We start from the raw sequence: 16,388 nt of genomic DNA, 5'->3' as shown, positions 1-16,388 counted from the left end.
CTCCCACAAGGGTCTGCGGCACACACAAAACCTGTGGGAGCTGGCTTGCCAGCGATGAGGCCACAACAGACACCCCAAATCTTATGCACTGACTGGAAAAACCATCATGACCAAGAAAACCCTGTCCCAACCAGTCAAAGCACTGGCCTTGGCCTTCGGCCTGTTCAGCTCGGCTGTCTTCGCCGCCGACGCCCCGTTGAAAATCGGCACCACCGCCGCTTTCGCCATTCCGCTGGAAGCCGCCGTCGAGGAAGCTTCCAAACAAGGCCTGAAAGTCGAGCTGGTGGAATTCACCGACTGGATCGCGCCCAACGTCAGCCTCGCCGCTGGCGACATTGATGTGAATTACTTCCAGCACATTCCGTTTCTGGAGAATGCCAAAGCCGCGTCCGGTTTCGATCTGGTGCCATTCGCTCCGGGGATCATCAACAACGTCGGCCTGTATTCGAAGAAATACAAAAGCTTCGATGAGCTGCCCGAAGGCGCCAGCGTCGCCATCGCCAACGACCCGATCAACAGCGGTCGCGGTCTGCAATTGCTCGCCAAGGCCGGTTTGATCACCCTGAAACCGGGCGTCGGGTACAAAGCCACCGAGGACGACATCGTCGCCAATCCGAAGAACATCAGGATCCTTCAGGTCGAAGCCGTGCAGCTGGTGCGCGCCTATGACGACGCTGATCTGGTCCAGGGTTACCCGGCCTATATCCGCCTGGCGAAGACCTTCGATGCCGGCTCGGCGCTGCTGTTCGACGGTCTCGATCACAAGGAATACGTGATCCAGTTCGTCATCCAGCCGAAGAGCAAAACCGACCCGCGCCTGATCAAGTTCGTCGACATCTATCAGCATTCACCGGCCGTTCGCGCGGCACTGGACAAGGCCCACGGCAAGCTCTATCAGGCCGGCTGGGAAAGCTGAACATGACCGCAGCGATCCAACGGCGACTGGAGCTTCCAGAGCCACACTATGCTGAAAAAACCGAGCTGCATCCCGAGTTGAATCGCGCCCACGTACGCTTTATTGGCGTGGGCAAAACCTACAACGGCCGACAAGGTCCGGTCGCGGCTTTGCAGGGCATCGACCTGGCGATTCAGCGTGGTGAAGTGTTCGGCATCATCGGCCGCAGCGGCGCAGGCAAGTCGTCGCTGATTCGCACGATCAATCGCCTGGAGCAGCCAACGTCCGGGCGGGTGTTGATCGATCAGGTCGATATCGGCGAGTTCGATGAAGACCGCCTCGTCGCCCTGCGCCGGCGCATCGGCATGATCTTCCAGCACTTCAATCTGATGTCGGCCAAGACCGTCTGGCAGAACGTCGAGTTGCCGCTGAAAGTCGCCGGCGTGCCGAAGGAGCAGCGCGACAAAAAGGTTCGCGAACTGCTCGAACTGGTCGGCCTGCACAGCAAGCACAAGGCTTATCCGGCGCAGCTCTCCGGTGGGCAGAAACAGCGTGTCGGCATTGCCCGCGCGCTGGTGCATGACCCGGACATTCTGCTCTGCGATGAGGCGACATCGGCGCTGGATCCGGAGACCACGCAGTCGATCCTCGGCCTGTTGCGCGAGATCAACAAACGCCTGGGCCTGACCATTGTGCTGATCACTCATGAGATGGCGGTGATCCGCGAGATCTGCGATCGCGTCGTTGTGCTAGAGCACGGCCATGTGGTCGAGCAAGGCCCGGTGTGGCAAGTGTTCGGCAATCCGCAACACGCAGTCAGCCAGACCTTGCTCGCGCCGCTGCAACACGCCTTGCCGGAAGAACTGCAAAGCCGATTGCAGGCGCAATCCACGGCTTCAAATGCAGCGGTGGTGTTGCGTTTGCAGTTCACCGGCAGTGCCGCTGATGAGCCGGATCTGGCCGCGTTGTTCGCGGCATTGGGTGGCCGAGTGAAGCTGCTTCAGGGCGGCGTGGAAAGGATTCAGGGTCACGCGCTGGGGCAGCTGTTGCTGGCCGTCAGCGGCTCGGCGTTCAGCGCCGAGCAATTGCGCGAACGCGCCGGGCAGTGGGCGCAACGAATGGAGGTATTGGGCTATGTGGTTTGATCGCTTGCTGCAGGGTTTTATCGACACCTTTTTAATGGTTGGCGTGTCCTCGTTGATCGCGCTGCTGGTGGGGATTCCCATGGCGGTGATTCTGGTCACCAGCGACAAGGGCGGGATCTATGAGGCGCCGCTGTTGAACCGTGCGCTGGGCGCCTTCGTCAATCTGTTCCGCTCGATCCCGTTCCTGATTCTGATGGTCGCGCTGATTCCATTCACCCGCCTGATCGTCGGCACTACCTATGGCGTGTGGGCCGCTGTGGTGCCGCTGACAATCGCCGCAACGCCGTTCTTCGCGCGGATCGCCGAAGTGAGTCTGCGCGAGGTCGATCATGGTCTGATCGAAGCCGCACAGGCCATGGGTTGCCGGCGCTGGCACATCGTCTGGCATGTGCTGCTGCCCGAGGCGCTGCCGGGGATTGTCGGCGGCTTCACCATCACCCTGGTGACGATGATCAATTCGTCGGCCATGGCTGGGGCAATTGGTGCTGGTGGGCTGGGGGATATCGCTTACCGCTACGGTTATCAGCGCTTCGATAGCCAGATCATGTTGACGGTGATCGTCTTGCTGGTGGCGCTGGTGGCGGTGATTCAGTTGGGTGGCGACAGGCTGGCGCGGGGGCTGAATAAGCGCTAAGGTCGATAGCGGCAGGTGGCCATCAACCAGACCCATGTGATCGCAGTATTTTGGGCGATGCCCTTCGTTAAAATCAGATGCGTCCTACACCACTTTTGTCGTTTCGCCAGCCCGAAGCACGCGGGTTTGCAGGACGATTCCTAGAATAATTTGCCCGCTTGTACCCGAAATATCCTGTAGCTAATCTCCGGTCGTCACTGTTTTGCGGTGACTGGATTCAGTTGTCCGGCCGGCAACTGATCCGCGTGCAGCCGCCGTCCTGCTCGTTTAGTCGCGAAATGGTTGGCTCCTACTTGAAGTCAGGAGTTTACCCATGGAAAAGAAACTTGCCGATCCGCCACTCAGCCTTACCTCAAGCAAGCGGTTCACCGAGGATTTGCTCAAGGATCGCTCTGCACTGTGCCGCGCCGTCGACTCACATCTGGCCGGCAATCAGGTCACGTTGGCTGGACAGAAACGCGTCTACAGCATCAGCGAAGATGTGACGCTGGAGGACGCCCAACTGTATGTTGCCGATCTGCTGCGCTGCGCTTCGGTGACCGTCCATCAATGCGGTGATCAGCTCGGGGGCGCGGATCGGGCCATGGTGTTCTCGGTCTGGCATCTGCTGGAAATGGCCAAGGCGATGATGGACCGCTCGATCGATTGTCTGGGAGCCAAGCAGCACTGAAGCCTGGCACCCATCGCCGCCTGCACTGGCCCCAGCGCAGGCGGCGTTTTTTTGCCGGTGAAAAAGCTTATAGTCCGCCCTCACACCGCCAATACAGCGCCGATCATGAAGCAAACGCCCAGCGACCTCGAACAGATCACCGCCACTACCCTCGGTCACTACAACTCGGTGGCTGAGGATTTCCGCGAAGGCACTCGCGACCACGATGTCAGCCAGAACATCGAGGCCTTGCTGCGCCACATTCACGGTGAAGCACCTTTCACGATTCTCGATTTCGGCTGCGGGCCGGGCCGGGATTTGCAAACCTTCACGCGCATGGGCCACGTCGCGATCGGCCTTGATGGCTCACAGGAATTCGCGCGCATGGCCCGCCAGGACAGCGGTTGCGAAGTCTGGCAGCAGGACTTTCTCAAGCTTGATCTGCCGGCCGAGCGCTTCGACGGCATCTTCGCCAATGCCGTGCTGTTTCATGTGCCGTTGCAGGTGTTGCCGCAAGTGCTACGGCAACTGCACGGCACCTTGAAACCGGGTGGCGTGCTGTTCAGTTCCAATCCGCGTGGCGACAACCAAGAGGGTTGGAACGGGCCGCGCTACGGCTCGTATCACGATCTCGAGGCCTGGCGCGGGTTGCTGACGGCGGCGGGGTTCGTGGAGCTGGAGCATTATTACCGGCCCGCCGGGTTGCCGCGTGAGCAGCAGCCTTGGCTGGCGAGCGTGTGGCGCAAAGTCTGAATCAGGGCGCCGCTTGTACCTGATACTGGCTGTCGCTGCCGTCCGCTAACAGTGCAGTCATGCTGTGTCCCGGTAACGTCCGGCCCTGCCAATTGCGTGGAGCGGCGTCGAAATTGGCCAGCAGTCGCGTGCCGTCGGCAAACTTCGTCTGCTGGACCAGGCGATCCTCGCTCAACCAGTCAAAAGCGGTCAGCGCTTGCGTCGCCAGACGTTCGTGCAGCGGACGAAAGAATCGATCCTGACGCACGATCAGCGGCAAGCGCTGATCAAGGCTGGCCGCACTCAGGTGGTACAGCGGCGGTACGTTGTAGAGCAACTGGGTGAGCTCGTTTTCCACCCGCACGTCGCTCAGTTTCAGGTTATCGAACAACCAGTGATGACTGGTGATGACAGAGCCGTGGAACACCGCCTGATACAGCGGTAAACGGCTGGCGGGGGCGAAATGAACGCGTCGGTAGTCAGCCTTCAATCGGGTCGGTTTGAAGAACACCGCAGGCTGCTCCGGTGGGTACCATTGGCCGACGAAAAAGTCCGCTGTGCCCGGCTGCTGCATGTCGCGATCGCCCCAACCGATCACTGGCGTCTGCATGCCATGTGCGAACAAGACCCCCTGTGCGGTGGCGGCATTGCCATCCTCGGAGCCGCTCGGCAGCTGCAACACTTCGTTGATCCAGCGCGATGCTGCAACGTTGCCCGCGGCATTTTGCGCCTGGGTCATCGGTGCGCCGGGACGATAACTGTCGAAGAGCATCCCAGCGGCATAAGCATCGAGAAACCAGCTGTTGAAGCCGGTGACCTTCTGGATTGCATCGATGCGCCGCTCAAGTAACGGTCGCACACATCGCGGATCGGTATAGTGACCGGACTGCTGAAACCCGCTTTTCAGCGCACCGTTTTCCTCCACGATCGCGCACTCGGTATTGGCCCGATCGCCGAGGTGCGCGGTGGTCCAGTCCGGATTTTCGTCCTCGCGCAACGCGGTTTCATAGGAGTCATAGGGGGCAATCAGATACCCCGCAGAGACGGCGGCGCGCACCGCCTCCGGGTGCCAGAGTCCACCTTCCCAGCCCTCGCCGAGCCCAAGCCATAAACGCGAAAGTCCAGCGCTCTGCAAGCGTTCAGTGGTTCGTCGCGACAAGGTGCGCCCCCAGCGCGAAGGATCAGGCGCCAGCGTACCCTTCAGAACATCGGCCAGCTGCTCGCGCACCTCAGCGTACCCGTTGACCAGCGCCTGCATGTCCGGCACCGCACGCGCCTGCCAGGTTTTGCGCGCCTGAACGTTCAGCGCGCGATTGAGACTGCGCAGCATCACAGTCTGTTGATCGCGATTGAGTACGGTCTCGCTGGCGAGCAACCGCAGCGCTTCAGCATCCATTGCTGCCCGAAGTTCACTGACCAGCACACCCGAGCCGCGCAACCGGGCAATCAGCAGCGGCCAGTTGCGCACATCGTCGGGGCCGAGGAGATCGTTGCCCCACAGATAGACATGCGCGGCACCGATCAGCTTGGCGGCTTGCGGGGTCTTGATCAGCTTGTTCGCCAAGGTTTCATATTGATCGCTTTCGATGAGCCACTGCTTGTAGCGCTTGGCCCCGGCCAGGGGATCGACATCGCCGAGAAACAGGCTGAAGGTCAGCGGTTTTGAGGGTTCAAGCGATGTGAATCGATGCCGGGCCGACAGCCCCAGTGCATCACCATTGGTCTTGAAGCGCAGTTGGTTGTTGTAAGGGTTGGTCAGCAGCCAGTGCAGGCTGAAATTCTCGTACTCCATCCCCCAAAGCGGCAGGCTCAAGTCCTGGGTGGTATCGAGCGCGCCCTGCGCGAGCAGGAACTTCTGCCACACCCGGTCACCGCGCGGCACGTAGCGCCCTTCGGCAAGCGGCCAGATCAGCGCCTGGCCCATTGCACTGGCGGGCTGATGAATAAACTCGATCCGCGAGGGCGAGCTAGCCGTAATCGAAAACGTCAGGTCACGCTGATTCAGGTCAACACTGAGCAACCAGCGCCCATCGTCCCATTGCCAATCGATGCGATTGCCGCGCCTGACCATGTCGCTGACCTTGTGCCGCAGCACACCGGCCGAGGCCTGCACCGGCGCAGCGCCGGCAGCTTCAACGCGCACCGCCAGCTTCGCAGGATCGACCTGCACCCGCCAAAGCTGGTTTTCCAGCAGCACTTCGGCCAGTACTGCCGGCGACAGGCTTAAGCCAGCGAGCAGCAACCATCCGCGTAACCAGCCGGAAACAGTCGACATGGCACGTCCCTCTTCGAATGAAGAAGGGACGTTAGCGCAGTCAGCTCACCCTGTAAGTCAGACCTTTCCCAAAGATCGCAGGGGCTAGCTCACTGCGCCGGCTTTTCATCCTTCTGCGGTTCGCGAATCTTGTACCAGGCCACATAAAGCGCCGGCAGAAACAACAGCGTCAGCAGCGTCGCCACGACGATGCCACCAATCATCGCGTAGGCCATCGGCCCCCAGAACACTTCGCGGGCGATCGGGATCATGCCCATGCTCGCCGCCGCTGCGGTCAGCAGAATCGGCCGACGCCGGTGTTCGGTGGCTTCGACCACCGCGTCCCACGGCGCATAGCCTTTCTGCTCGAACTCATCGATCTGCGTCACCAGAATCACCGAGTTGCGGATGATGATGCCGATCAGCGCGAGAATCCCGAGGATCGCCACGAAGCCCATCGGCGTGCCAGTCGGCACCAGCGCCAGGACCACGCCGATCAACCCCAGCGGCGCGACACTGGCGACCAGGAACATCTTCTGCACGCTGTGCAACTGAATCATCAGGAACGTCGCCATGAGGAACAGCATCAGCGGCAACACCTTGGCAATCGGTCCCTGGGCCTTGCCGCTTTCCTCGACCGTGCCGCCGGTGGCGACCTTGTAGCCGACCGGCAGTTTCGAGGCAAAAGCATCGATCGACGGCTTGAGCAGTTTCACCAGATCGGTCGGCTGTATCTCGTCGCGCACCGAGGCCTTGATGGTAATGGTCGGCAAGCGGTCGCGACGCCAGACCAGCGGTTGTTCCAGTTCATAGCGCACGGTGGCGAACGCCAGCAGCGGAATCGAGGTGCCGCTCGGCGTAACGATCTGCAGGTTCTGCAGGGTTTCCGGCGTGCCGCGTTCGGAATCCACCGCGCGACCGACCACGTTGATCAGGTAGATGTCGTCATCGACCTGGGTCAACGGCGAGCCACTGACAATGCTGTTCATCAGGTTGGCGACGTCCTCGGACGACAGCCCGAGTTGCCGCGCCTTGTCCTGGGCGATGTCGATGCGCAGGACTTTGCCCGGCTCGTTCCAGTCATAAATGATCTCGCCGATGTGCGGGTTCTTGTCCAGTTCGGTGGCCAGGTCGATGGCGTGTTTGCGCACCTGATCGACATCTTTGCCGCTGACTCGATACTGAATCGGACGCCCCACCGGCGGGCCCATTTCCAGAGCCTGCACGTAGCTGCCGATGCCGACGAAGTCCTTGTGCAGCCGCTCACGCAAGCGCTGGCTGAGGGCCTCGCGGGCTTCGAAGTCCTTGCTGACGATCACCAGCTGCGCGTAGTACGGGTTCTGCAATTGCTGATCAAGGGGCAGGTAGAAACGGATCGCGCCCTGACCGATGTAAGTGCTCCAGCGCACGATGTCCGGGTCGCCCTTGAGCGTCGCTTCGAGCTTGTCCACCGCTTTGCGGGTTTCGTCGATCGAGGCGTTTTGCGGCAGGTTCAGGTCGACGAGAATTTCCGGGCGGTCGGAAGCGGGGAAGAACTGGTTCTGCACGAAACGCATGCAGAACACCGCCAGCACGAACAGCAGCACGGTGACGCCGATCGCCCACCAGCGATTACGCATGGCCCACAACAGACCACCGTTGAAGGCACGACCGACGCGACCCGGCTCGGCATCGTGGGCCTTCACCTTGTCGCTGAGAATGTGCACGCCGATCACCGGCGCGAAGAACACCGCGACCACCCACGAGACGATCATCGCCACCGCGATCACCGCGAACAGTGTGAAGGTATATTCACCCGCCGAACTGGCGTTGAGGCCGATGGGCACGAAACCGGCGACAGTCACCAGCGTACCGGTAAGCATCGGGAATGCCGTCGAGGTGTAGGCGAACGTCGCCGCCTGCTCCTTGCTCTCGCCCATTTCCAGGCGCGTAACCATCATCTCCACGGTGATCATCGCATCGTCCACCAGCAGACCGAGGGCAATGATCAATGCGCCGAGGGAAATCCGCTGCATGGTGATGCCGCTGTATTCCATGAACACAAAGACCATGGCCAGCACCAGCGGAATCGAGCAGGCCACCACCAGACCGGCGCGCACGCCGAGGCTGATGAAACTCACCACCAGCACGATGATGACCGCTTCGAACAGCGCGCTGGTGAAACCGCCGACGGCCTCTTCCACCACCACCGCCTGATCGGAAACGGTGTGCACGCCGACGCCGACAGGCAAGTCAGCGGTGAGCTGGTCGATGCGCTCGTGCAGCGCCTTACCGAACTCCTGAACGTTGCCACCCTTCTGCATGGCAATCGCCAGGCCGATCGCCGGTTTGCCGTCGAAGCGGAATTCCGGTGTCGCCGGATCGACGTAGCCACGGCTGATCTCGGCGATGTCGGCCAGACGATAGAAGCGATCGTTGAGCTTGAGATTGACCTCGGCCAGATCCTTCTCCGACTCGAACTGGCCCGAGGTGCGCACGGAGATCCGCTCCGGCCCCGCCTCGATCACCCCGGCCGGAGTCACCGCGTTCTGCGATTGCAGGCTCTGCACCACTTGGCGCTGGTCGATACCCAGTGCGGCGAGTTTGCGCGTGGAGAAGTTCAGATAAATCGTTTCGTCCTGCTGGCCGACCATTTCGATCTTGCCCAGCCCCGGCACGCTGCGTATTTCTGCGCGCGCCTGTTCCACGTAATCGCGCAACTGGCGCATGGTCAGGCCATCGGCGGTGAAGGCGTAGACCGAGCCATACACGTCACCGAACTCATCGTTGAACCCCGGCCCCTGAATGCCCTGGGGAAACTGGCCGCGAATATCGTCGATCTTCTTGCGCACCTGGTACCAGATTTGCGGAATGTCCTCAGCGCTGGTGGTGTCGCGCAGGTACACGTAAACCGTCGACTCGCCGGGGCGGGTGTAGCTTTTCACGTAGTCGAGGGAATCGAGCTCTTCGAGTTTTTTCTCGATGCGGTCGGTGACCTGCTTGAGGGTTTCTTCCTGGGTCGCGCCCGGCCATTTGGTCTGGATCACCATGGTCTTGATGGTGAACGACGGGTCTTCTTCGCGGCCGAGATTGAAGTACGAAAACACCCCCATCAGCAGCCCGACGAACATCAGATACCACACGAAAGACTGGTGCTTGAGGGCCCATTCGGAGAGGTTGAAAGAGCCTTTCATTGACTGTCCTCGTCAAGTTTTACCGGTTGTCCTGGTTTGAGACTGTTGACGCCGGCGCTGACCACGCGCTCGCCATTCTGCACGCCACCGGCCAGCTCCACGCTGTTGTCGCCACGGCTGACTACGCTGACGTCGCGCGGGTTGACGGTTTTGTTCTGCGTGTCGATCACCCAGATGCGGGTTTTACCGTCGGCTTCCTGCAACGCCGTCAGCGGCAGCTCGATGCGCGGCTTGATCGCCGAGCTGAGGGTCACGCTGATCGCGGTGCCGAGGCGGAAACCGTCCGGCGTATCCGACAGGGTCAGGCGCGCGCGGCGGGTGCGTGTGGCGCTTTGCGCCTGGGGTTCGATCTCGCGAATGATCGCCGTGGTGTTGATGCTCGGGTCGAGTTGCGCAGCCACCGAGAACACCACGTCGCTGGGCAACTGATCGACCAGCGTATCGGGCAGATCGATCACCGCTTCCTTGATGTCCGGTTGCGCCAGCGTCACCACTTGTTGCCCAGCGGTCACCACTTGCCCGGCTTCGGCGTTCCACGCGGTGACCACGGCTTTGTGATCGGAGCGCAGCTCGGTGTAGCTCAGTTGATCCTTGCTCTGGCTGACCGCCGCGCGCGCCTGATCAAGCGAGGCCTGAGTGGTTTTCAGATCGGTGTTGGCGACGTCCAGTTGCGCCTGCGCACCGACGCCGCGATCAAACAGCGCTTGCTGACGACGTGCGTTGGCCTGGGCGTTGATCAACTGCGCCTGGATCCTCGCCAGATCGCCCTGAGCCGAACGTAACTGGTTCTGCTGGTCGGATGGGTCGAGAGTGGCGAGCAAGGTGCCCTTCTGCACCTCGGCGCCGACATCGACGTTGCGACTGGCGATGCGTCCACCGACGCGGAAACCGGTGTTGCTCTCGTAACGCGCCTGAATGCTGCCGGCAAAGCGCCCGAGGCTTTCTTCGTTGAGCGCTTTGACCGTGACCGACAGCACCGGACGTACCGGTTCCGGCGGGGTTTCCTTTTCCGAACAAGCGCCCAGCAGCAGCGCCATGCACAACAGGCCGAGGCGCTTCATGGCTGCGCTCCCGGTTGCAGATCCTTGTAGGTGTTTTCGGCAATCTCGACTTTCATGCCGGGGTGCAGCAACTGGCCGCCGGCGACAATGACTTTCTCACCGCCCTTGAGGCCTTCGCTGATGATCACTTTGCCGGTCAGGTAGCGACCGACCGTAACCGTATGCAACTGCGCCTCGCCCTTGTCATCAACCAGCCATACCGCCGGGTCACTGATGTTTTTTGTCAACGCCGACCAGGGCAGTTCCACCGCCGATTTGCCGGTGCCCTTGGCGGTGGCACTGACCACCGAACCGAGCTGCATGCCCGGCGGCAGCTTGTCGAGGCTGACCTTGACCTGCACGGTGCCCGATTGCGCCGACACCGATGGCGTGATCTCACGCACGGTGCCGGTGGTTTTGATCTCGGGGTTGTCGAGCAGGCTGACTACGATCGAGCGATCGGACGGCCGCTCGGCCAGCAGCGATTCGTAGACATTGAACACCGCGTCGCGGTCGCCATCGCGGGCGAGGCTGAAAATCGGCGCGGTGGCCTGCACCACTTGGCCGACTTCGGCCTGGCGCTCGGTGATCACCCCGGGTGCATCGGCGATCAGCGCGGTGTAGCTGAGCTGGTCCTTGGCGTTGGCCAGCTGCGCCTGCGCCGCGCTCAATGCGCTCTGGCTGCTGCGCAGCGCGGCTTGTGCCGAATCGTATTCGCTCTGGCTGGTGTAGCCCTTGGGCAGGAGTTTTTGCTGACGCACGAAAGCGGCTGCCGCTTGCTTCACGCGGGCCTGTTCGGCGACGACCTGGGCCTGAGCGGAATCGACGTTGGTCTGCAGATCTTTCGGATCGAGTTTGGCCAGCACCTGCTTGGCGGTGACACGGTCGCCGACATCGACCATGCGCTGGATGATCTTGCCGCCGACGCGGAATGACAGCTGGGTCTGCACCCGCGCCTGCACATCACCGGTGAGGGTCACCGCGGCGGCGTAGTTGGCCGGTTCGACCTCTTGCACAAAGACCCGTGGCAAGTATTCCTGAGCAGGTTTCTTGTCGCCGCATGCGGTGAGCAACGCCATGGCGCTCACGGCCATCAGCACTTTCAATCCGGGACCCGCCATGCACACTCCTTGGCCTTAAATGCTGCTGTCGAGACGATACGACTTCAGAGCTTAGAACAGGGTTCCACGGTTGCGGACGCCAACACCAGATTTATCTCATTAAAGGTATGCTGCCTGCGTATCGCAGCGACCCGGAGAAGGATTTCATGCTCAACATCCTGGCGGTGGCCAATTACCGCTCGATCAACAAACTGGTGATTCCGCTCGGGCGCCTGAACCTGATTACCGGGCCCAACGGCAGCGGCAAGTCCAACCTCTACCGCGCCTTGCGCCTGCTGGCCGAAACCGCTCAGGGCGGCGTGGTCAATGCGCTGGCGCGTGAGGGCGGGCTGGAATCGACGTTCTGGGCCGGGCCGGAAACCATCAGTCGACGCATGCGCAACGGTGAGGTGGCGATCGAGCCGACGGTGCGCCACGGCGTGAAAAGGTTGCGACTGGGATTCGCCGGCGAGGATTTCAGCTACGCCATCGGCCTGGGCCTGCCGGAGCCAAGCACTTCATGCTTTGCCCTCGACCCGGAAATCAAGCGGGAATGCATCTGGGCCGGTCCGGTGTTCCGCCCGGCGAGCCTGCTGGTCGATCGCAACGGTCCGATGATCCGCGCCCGCGAAGGTCGCGCCTGGGATGTGCTGGCGCAACACACGCCGAACTTCGACAGCCTGTTCGATCAGGTCGGCAATCTGCGCAGCTCGCCGGAAGTGTTCCAGATGCGCGAATTCATCCGGCGCTGGCGCTTTTATGATCACTTTCGCAGCGATGCCGACGCGCCGGTGCGGCAGCCGCAACTGGGCACTCGCACGCCCGTGCTGCACCACGACGGCCGCGATCTGGCGGCGGCCTTGCAGACGATCATCGAGATCGGCGATCCGCAGGCGTTAACAGCGGCGATCAGCGATGCGTTTCCCGGCGCGCGACTGAAAATCGCGCCGTTGGCCGGTGGACGCTTCGCTATCGAGTTTTATCAGGAAGGCTTGTTGCGGCCATTGTCGGCGGCGGAATTGTCAGACGGAACCTTGCGCTATCTGCTGCTGGTTGCGGCGTTGCTGACACCGCGACAGCCGACACTAATGGTGCTCAACGAACCGGAAACCAGCCTGCACCCGGACCTGCTGCCGGCGCTGGCAAGGCTGATCATTCGCGCTTCGGAGCAGTGTCAGGTGTGGGTGGTGTCACATGCACGGCGCCTTATCTCGGCGTTGCAGGAAGACCCGGAATGCAATTGCATCGTGCTGGAGAAGACGCTGGGCCAGACCGGGATTGTCGGGCAGCGGGTGCTGGATGAGCCGGCGTGGCATTGGCCAGACTAGCCCATTCGATCGTTCCCACGCAGAGCGTGGGAACGATCAACAGGCAATCACCCCTGCCACTTGCCCCCTTCAACAATCACACTCTCAGGCCGGGTGTCATCGCTCAGTTCTTTGCGCACATATTGGTCATACAGCTTGAGCAGGTATTTCTCCTCGCCCAACCTGGCCAATTCGCTGTTGACCCAGTCACGCAACTCGAGGTTGCCCTTCTTCACCGCCGGTGCAATCGGCGCCTCGGCACCCAGTTTTTCCTCCAGCACGCGATAGCCCGGGTTCTGCTTGGCCCAGCTGAACAGCACCAGATTGTCCTGCGCGTAAGCATCGCCACGACCATTGGCTAGGGCTTGCAGCGACTCGGAGTTCTTTTCGAACTTGAGCAGTTTCCAGTGCGGATGGTTTTTGGTCAGCCAGATATCCGCGGTGGTGCCGGTGGTGACAATCGTGGTGCGCGTCGCCAGATCATCGAGTCTGTTCACCGAGCTGCCCTGCGGCACCAGCGCCTGCACGGCCACCTTGAGGTTCGGGTTGGTGAAATCCACCGCTTCCTTGCGTTCCGGGGTGACGGTCATGTTGGCGAGGATCAAGTCGACCTTGTCACTCTGCAGAAACGGAATACGGCTGGCAGGCTCGACGGCGACGAACTCGACCTTGTTTTCGTCGCCGAGCAGGTCCTTGGCGAAGCGCCGGCCAATGTCGGTGTCGAAGCCGACGTAACGCCCGGCCTCATCGACGAAACCGAACGGTGGCTTGTCAGTGAAGACGCCGACAATCAGTTTGTCGCGGGCCTTGATCTTGTCCAGATAACCGGCCGGCGCGGTGTTTTCGCTGGCGACTTTCGGCTTTGACGGCTCTTCGGTTTTACCGCAACCGGCAAGCAAGGCGAGGCTGAGCAGGGGCAGTAACAAAGCGGCAGTTTTCATAGCGGTTCCAGTTCCTTTTTCGGATTCGTTTCTGGCGATGTTGCAACGAAGGAGAATTTCTCCAGAAACTGCTGCGCGCGTGCGGTTTGCGGGTTCGTAAAGAAAATCTCGGGCGGGTTCTGTTCGAGGATGCGTCCGGCATCCATGAACACGATGCGGTCGGCCACCGCGCGGGCGAAGGCCATTTCGTGGGTGACGATCAACAGGGTCATGCCTTCGCGGGCCAGACCCTGAATGACTTGAAGTACTTCCTTGACCATTTCCGGATCGAGGGCGGCGGTGACTTCGTCGAAGAGCATGACCCGCGGGTTCATGCACAGCGAGCGGACAATGGCGATGCGTTGCTGCTGGCCGCCGGAGAGCTGACGCGGGAAAGCATCGCGCTTGTCCAGCAGGCCGACACGCTCAAGCAAGGCTTCGGCCTGCTGCTGCGCTTCGCGACGCTGGCGCTTCTGCACCTTGAGCGGGCCGAGCAGCAGATTGTCGAGCACGCTCATGTGCGGGAACAGGTGATAACTCTGGAACACCATGCCGATCTGCTGGCGAATTTCGCGCCAGTCAGTGGCCTTGTCCAACAGCTCTCGGTCGAGGAATTTCAGGCTGCCGCTGTGGGCCTCTTCCAGACCATTGAGGCAACGCAGCAAAGTACTTTTGCCGCAACCGCTGGGTCCGAGAATGACCACCACTTCGCCGCTCTGCACTTGCAGGTCGATGCCATCGAGCACCTGCTGCGCGCCATAGAATTTGTTGAAACCGTGAAACTCGATCAGTGCGCTCATGCTTGCGTCCAGCGCCGCTCCAGCACGCGCGAAGCGGCCGAAAGCGGGTAGCAGATGAAAAAGAAAAACAGGAACAGCGCACCGTAGATCAGTACCGATTCATAGGTGCGCTCGATGATCTGCTGACCGACCTTGATCACATCGACGACGCCGATCAGCACCGCCAGGGAACTGGTCTTGATGATCCGCGTATAGACGTTGATGGTCGGCGGCGTCATGCGCTTGAGCGCTTGTGGCAGCAGCACGTAGCCATAGAGTTGAGCTGCATTGAGGCCGATCGACAGCCCGGCTTCACGCTGTCCGCGCGGCAACGAATGCAGCGCACCGCGCGCTACCTCGCCAACTTCGCTGGCGCCCCACAGCGACAGCACCAGCACCGCGCACCAGAAGCTCGGCAGGCTCAGGCCGAAGAAAATCGGCAGACCGAAGAACAGCAGATACAACCAGACCAGCACCGGAATTGCCCGGAACAGCTCCAGATAGATGCGCAGAATCGCGTTCAGCCACGTGACGTTCAACGTGCGCAACACACCGTAGAACACACCGCCGATCGTGCTGATGGCGATGCTCAGAAACGAGATCGACAGGGTTTGCCCGGCGCCTTTTGCCAGTTGCGGCAACGACACCCAGAGCAGTTCAAGACCCGAACTGGCCATGCTGGAGCCTCCTTTCCAGACGGCTGAGCAACAGCGACAGCGGCAAGAACAGCAACACGCAGATCAGCGTCAGCACGGCGAGCATTTCGTAGGTTTTGTAATAGAGCGCGATATAGCTCTTGGTGGTGTAGAGGATTTCCGGCACCGCCACGGCCGAAACCACGGTGGTTTCCTTGAGCAGGAAAATGAAATTGGCGAACAGTGACGGCAAGCTGAGGATCCCCGCCTGCGGCAGGATCACATAGCGCAGCAACTGGCCGTGGGACAGGCCAATCGACCGCCCGGATTCCAGTTGTGCCTGGGGCACCGCATCGACGCCGGCGCGCAGCACTTCGGTGAGGTAGGCGCCGCCGAGAAAAGTCATGGTGATGATTGCCGCAGTGAAACCGGAAACCTGGATCCCCACTGCCGGCAACGCGAAGTAGACGAAGAACAGCTGAATCAGCAACGGCGTGTTGCGCGCCAGCTCTACGTAGAAGCCGACCAGTTTTTGCAGGTATGGCGTGCGAAACACCAGAATCGTCGCGTTGAGCAGCGCGACCAGCAGCGAAGTGGCGATCGCAATCAAACCGACCTGCAGAGTCACGCCGACGGCTTTGAAAAAAGCCGGCAGAGTGCTGAGGATAAAGGCGTAGTCCAAAGTCATGAAGCGTCCTGACGCTGCTTGGTAAGCGGCGATGATGCAATCCATGGACGGCGGATGGCCGTCCGGCAGGCACTGACTTTATAGGTATAAAAACCATAATTTAAATACCTTTAAAGCATATTGATATCACCCAAAAAACTATCCTGTGGGTTTGCCGGGAACGAATAAGACGGCTATTTTTCTTTGCGCTGTAGGACGGATCTTTTTTTCAGGAAAGACCTCCAAGGACCCACAGCTTTTGGCCAGACTCTCCGGCCCATTCACCACAAGGAAGAAAGACATGGACGTAAAAGTGCCGCAGCGGCTGGATCCGCAGGACATTGTGAAATTGTTGAGGGCGTTGCGCCGGGCGTTGAAGACGCAGGTGGCCTGAGCCTTTGATCGTTCCCACGCGCAGCAAAGGAATGCAGCCCGGGACGCTCCGCGTCCCATCCAGA

At 60.9% G+C, this 16,388-nt stretch carries 14 protein-coding genes; 6 read left to right on the top strand and 8 right to left on the bottom strand.

What is annotated here, in order from left to right:
• Positions 1-106: 106 nt before the first annotated feature.
• From F8N49_RS15945 to F8N49_RS15925, 5 genes are all read left to right on the top strand, one after another.
• Positions 107-916: a MetQ/NlpA family ABC transporter substrate-binding protein gene (locus F8N49_RS15945; protein ID WP_071174052.1), complete on the top strand. Its 810-nt coding sequence runs from the start codon at positions 107-109 to the stop codon at positions 914-916.
• A 2-nt stretch (positions 917-918) separates the two neighbouring features.
• Entirely contained in the window at positions 919-2,040 is a 1,122-nt protein-coding gene (locus tag F8N49_RS15940) for a methionine ABC transporter ATP-binding protein (RefSeq protein ID WP_151551887.1), read from the top strand.
• Complete coding sequence (locus F8N49_RS15935; RefSeq protein ID WP_039756400.1) at positions 2,030-2,674, top strand: methionine ABC transporter permease; 645 nt, start codon at positions 2,030-2,032, stop codon at positions 2,672-2,674. The genes F8N49_RS15940 and F8N49_RS15935 overlap by 11 nt, the downstream gene beginning before the upstream one ends.
• Positions 2,675-2,987: 313 nt before the next feature.
• Entirely contained in the window at positions 2,988-3,344 is a 357-nt protein-coding gene (locus tag F8N49_RS15930; RefSeq protein ID WP_016772210.1) for a DUF6124 family protein, read from the top strand.
• Between the two features lie 105 nt (positions 3,345-3,449).
• Positions 3,450-4,076, top strand: a complete 627-nt coding sequence (locus tag F8N49_RS15925; RefSeq protein ID WP_071174050.1) for a bifunctional 2-polyprenyl-6-hydroxyphenol methylase/3-demethylubiquinol 3-O-methyltransferase UbiG — start codon at positions 3,450-3,452, stop codon at positions 4,074-4,076.
• Between the two features lies 1 nt (position 4,077).
• Here the strand turns inward: F8N49_RS15925 and F8N49_RS15920 are convergent, their stop codons facing one another.
• The 4 genes from F8N49_RS15920 to F8N49_RS15905 form a co-directional block, all read right to left on the bottom strand.
• Positions 4,078-6,330, bottom strand: coding sequence for a glycoside hydrolase (locus F8N49_RS15920; RefSeq protein WP_151551886.1), 2,253 nt, complete (start codon positions 6,328-6,330; stop codon positions 4,078-4,080).
• Positions 6,331-6,419: 89 nt separating this feature from the next.
• On the bottom strand, positions 6,420-9,482 hold the full coding sequence (locus F8N49_RS15915; protein WP_024011164.1) for an efflux RND transporter permease subunit: 3,063 nt from the start codon (positions 9,480-9,482) through the stop codon (positions 6,420-6,422).
• On the bottom strand, positions 9,479-10,543 hold the full coding sequence (locus F8N49_RS15910) for an efflux RND transporter periplasmic adaptor subunit (protein ID WP_151551885.1): 1,065 nt from the start codon (positions 10,541-10,543) through the stop codon (positions 9,479-9,481). The genes F8N49_RS15915 and F8N49_RS15910 overlap by 4 nt, the downstream gene beginning before the upstream one ends.
• Complete coding sequence (locus F8N49_RS15905; protein WP_024011162.1) at positions 10,540-11,643, bottom strand: efflux RND transporter periplasmic adaptor subunit; 1,104 nt, start codon at positions 11,641-11,643, stop codon at positions 10,540-10,542. Before F8N49_RS15905 ends, F8N49_RS15910 begins: the two co-directional genes overlap by 4 nt.
• Positions 11,644-11,789: 146 nt before the next feature.
• Here F8N49_RS15905 and F8N49_RS15900 point away from each other — a divergent pair, with 146 nt between their 5' ends.
• Positions 11,790-12,950: an AAA family ATPase gene (locus tag F8N49_RS15900; protein WP_151551884.1), complete on the top strand. Its 1,161-nt coding sequence runs from the start codon at positions 11,790-11,792 to the stop codon at positions 12,948-12,950.
• Between the two features lie 47 nt (positions 12,951-12,997).
• Here the strand turns inward: F8N49_RS15900 and F8N49_RS15895 are convergent, their stop codons facing one another.
• Genes F8N49_RS15895 through F8N49_RS15880 form a run of 4 tightly spaced genes read right to left on the bottom strand, consistent with a single transcriptional unit; the run spans position 12,998 to position 15,951 of the window.
• Positions 12,998-13,870 (bottom strand): transporter substrate-binding domain-containing protein, encoded by an 873-nt coding sequence (locus tag F8N49_RS15895; RefSeq protein WP_151551883.1) that lies wholly within the window; start codon positions 13,868-13,870, stop codon positions 12,998-13,000.
• Positions 13,867-14,649, bottom strand: coding sequence for an amino acid ABC transporter ATP-binding protein (locus F8N49_RS15890; protein ID WP_151551882.1), 783 nt, complete (start codon positions 14,647-14,649; stop codon positions 13,867-13,869). Before F8N49_RS15890 ends, F8N49_RS15895 begins: the two co-directional genes overlap by 4 nt.
• Positions 14,646-15,305: an amino acid ABC transporter permease gene (locus F8N49_RS15885; RefSeq protein WP_071174043.1), complete on the bottom strand. Its 660-nt coding sequence runs from the start codon at positions 15,303-15,305 to the stop codon at positions 14,646-14,648. The genes F8N49_RS15890 and F8N49_RS15885 overlap by 4 nt, the downstream gene beginning before the upstream one ends.
• Positions 15,286-15,951: an amino acid ABC transporter permease gene (locus tag F8N49_RS15880; RefSeq protein WP_071174042.1), complete on the bottom strand. Its 666-nt coding sequence runs from the start codon at positions 15,949-15,951 to the stop codon at positions 15,286-15,288. The genes F8N49_RS15885 and F8N49_RS15880 overlap by 20 nt, the downstream gene beginning before the upstream one ends.
• Positions 15,952-16,388 lie beyond the last annotated feature (437 nt).

This window comes from Pseudomonas sp. GXM4 (genome assembly GCF_008923895.1).
Lineage (GTDB): Bacteria > Pseudomonadota > Gammaproteobacteria > Pseudomonadales > Pseudomonadaceae > Aquipseudomonas > Aquipseudomonas atacamensis.
This window is presented reverse-complemented; position numbering and strand designations above follow the sequence as displayed.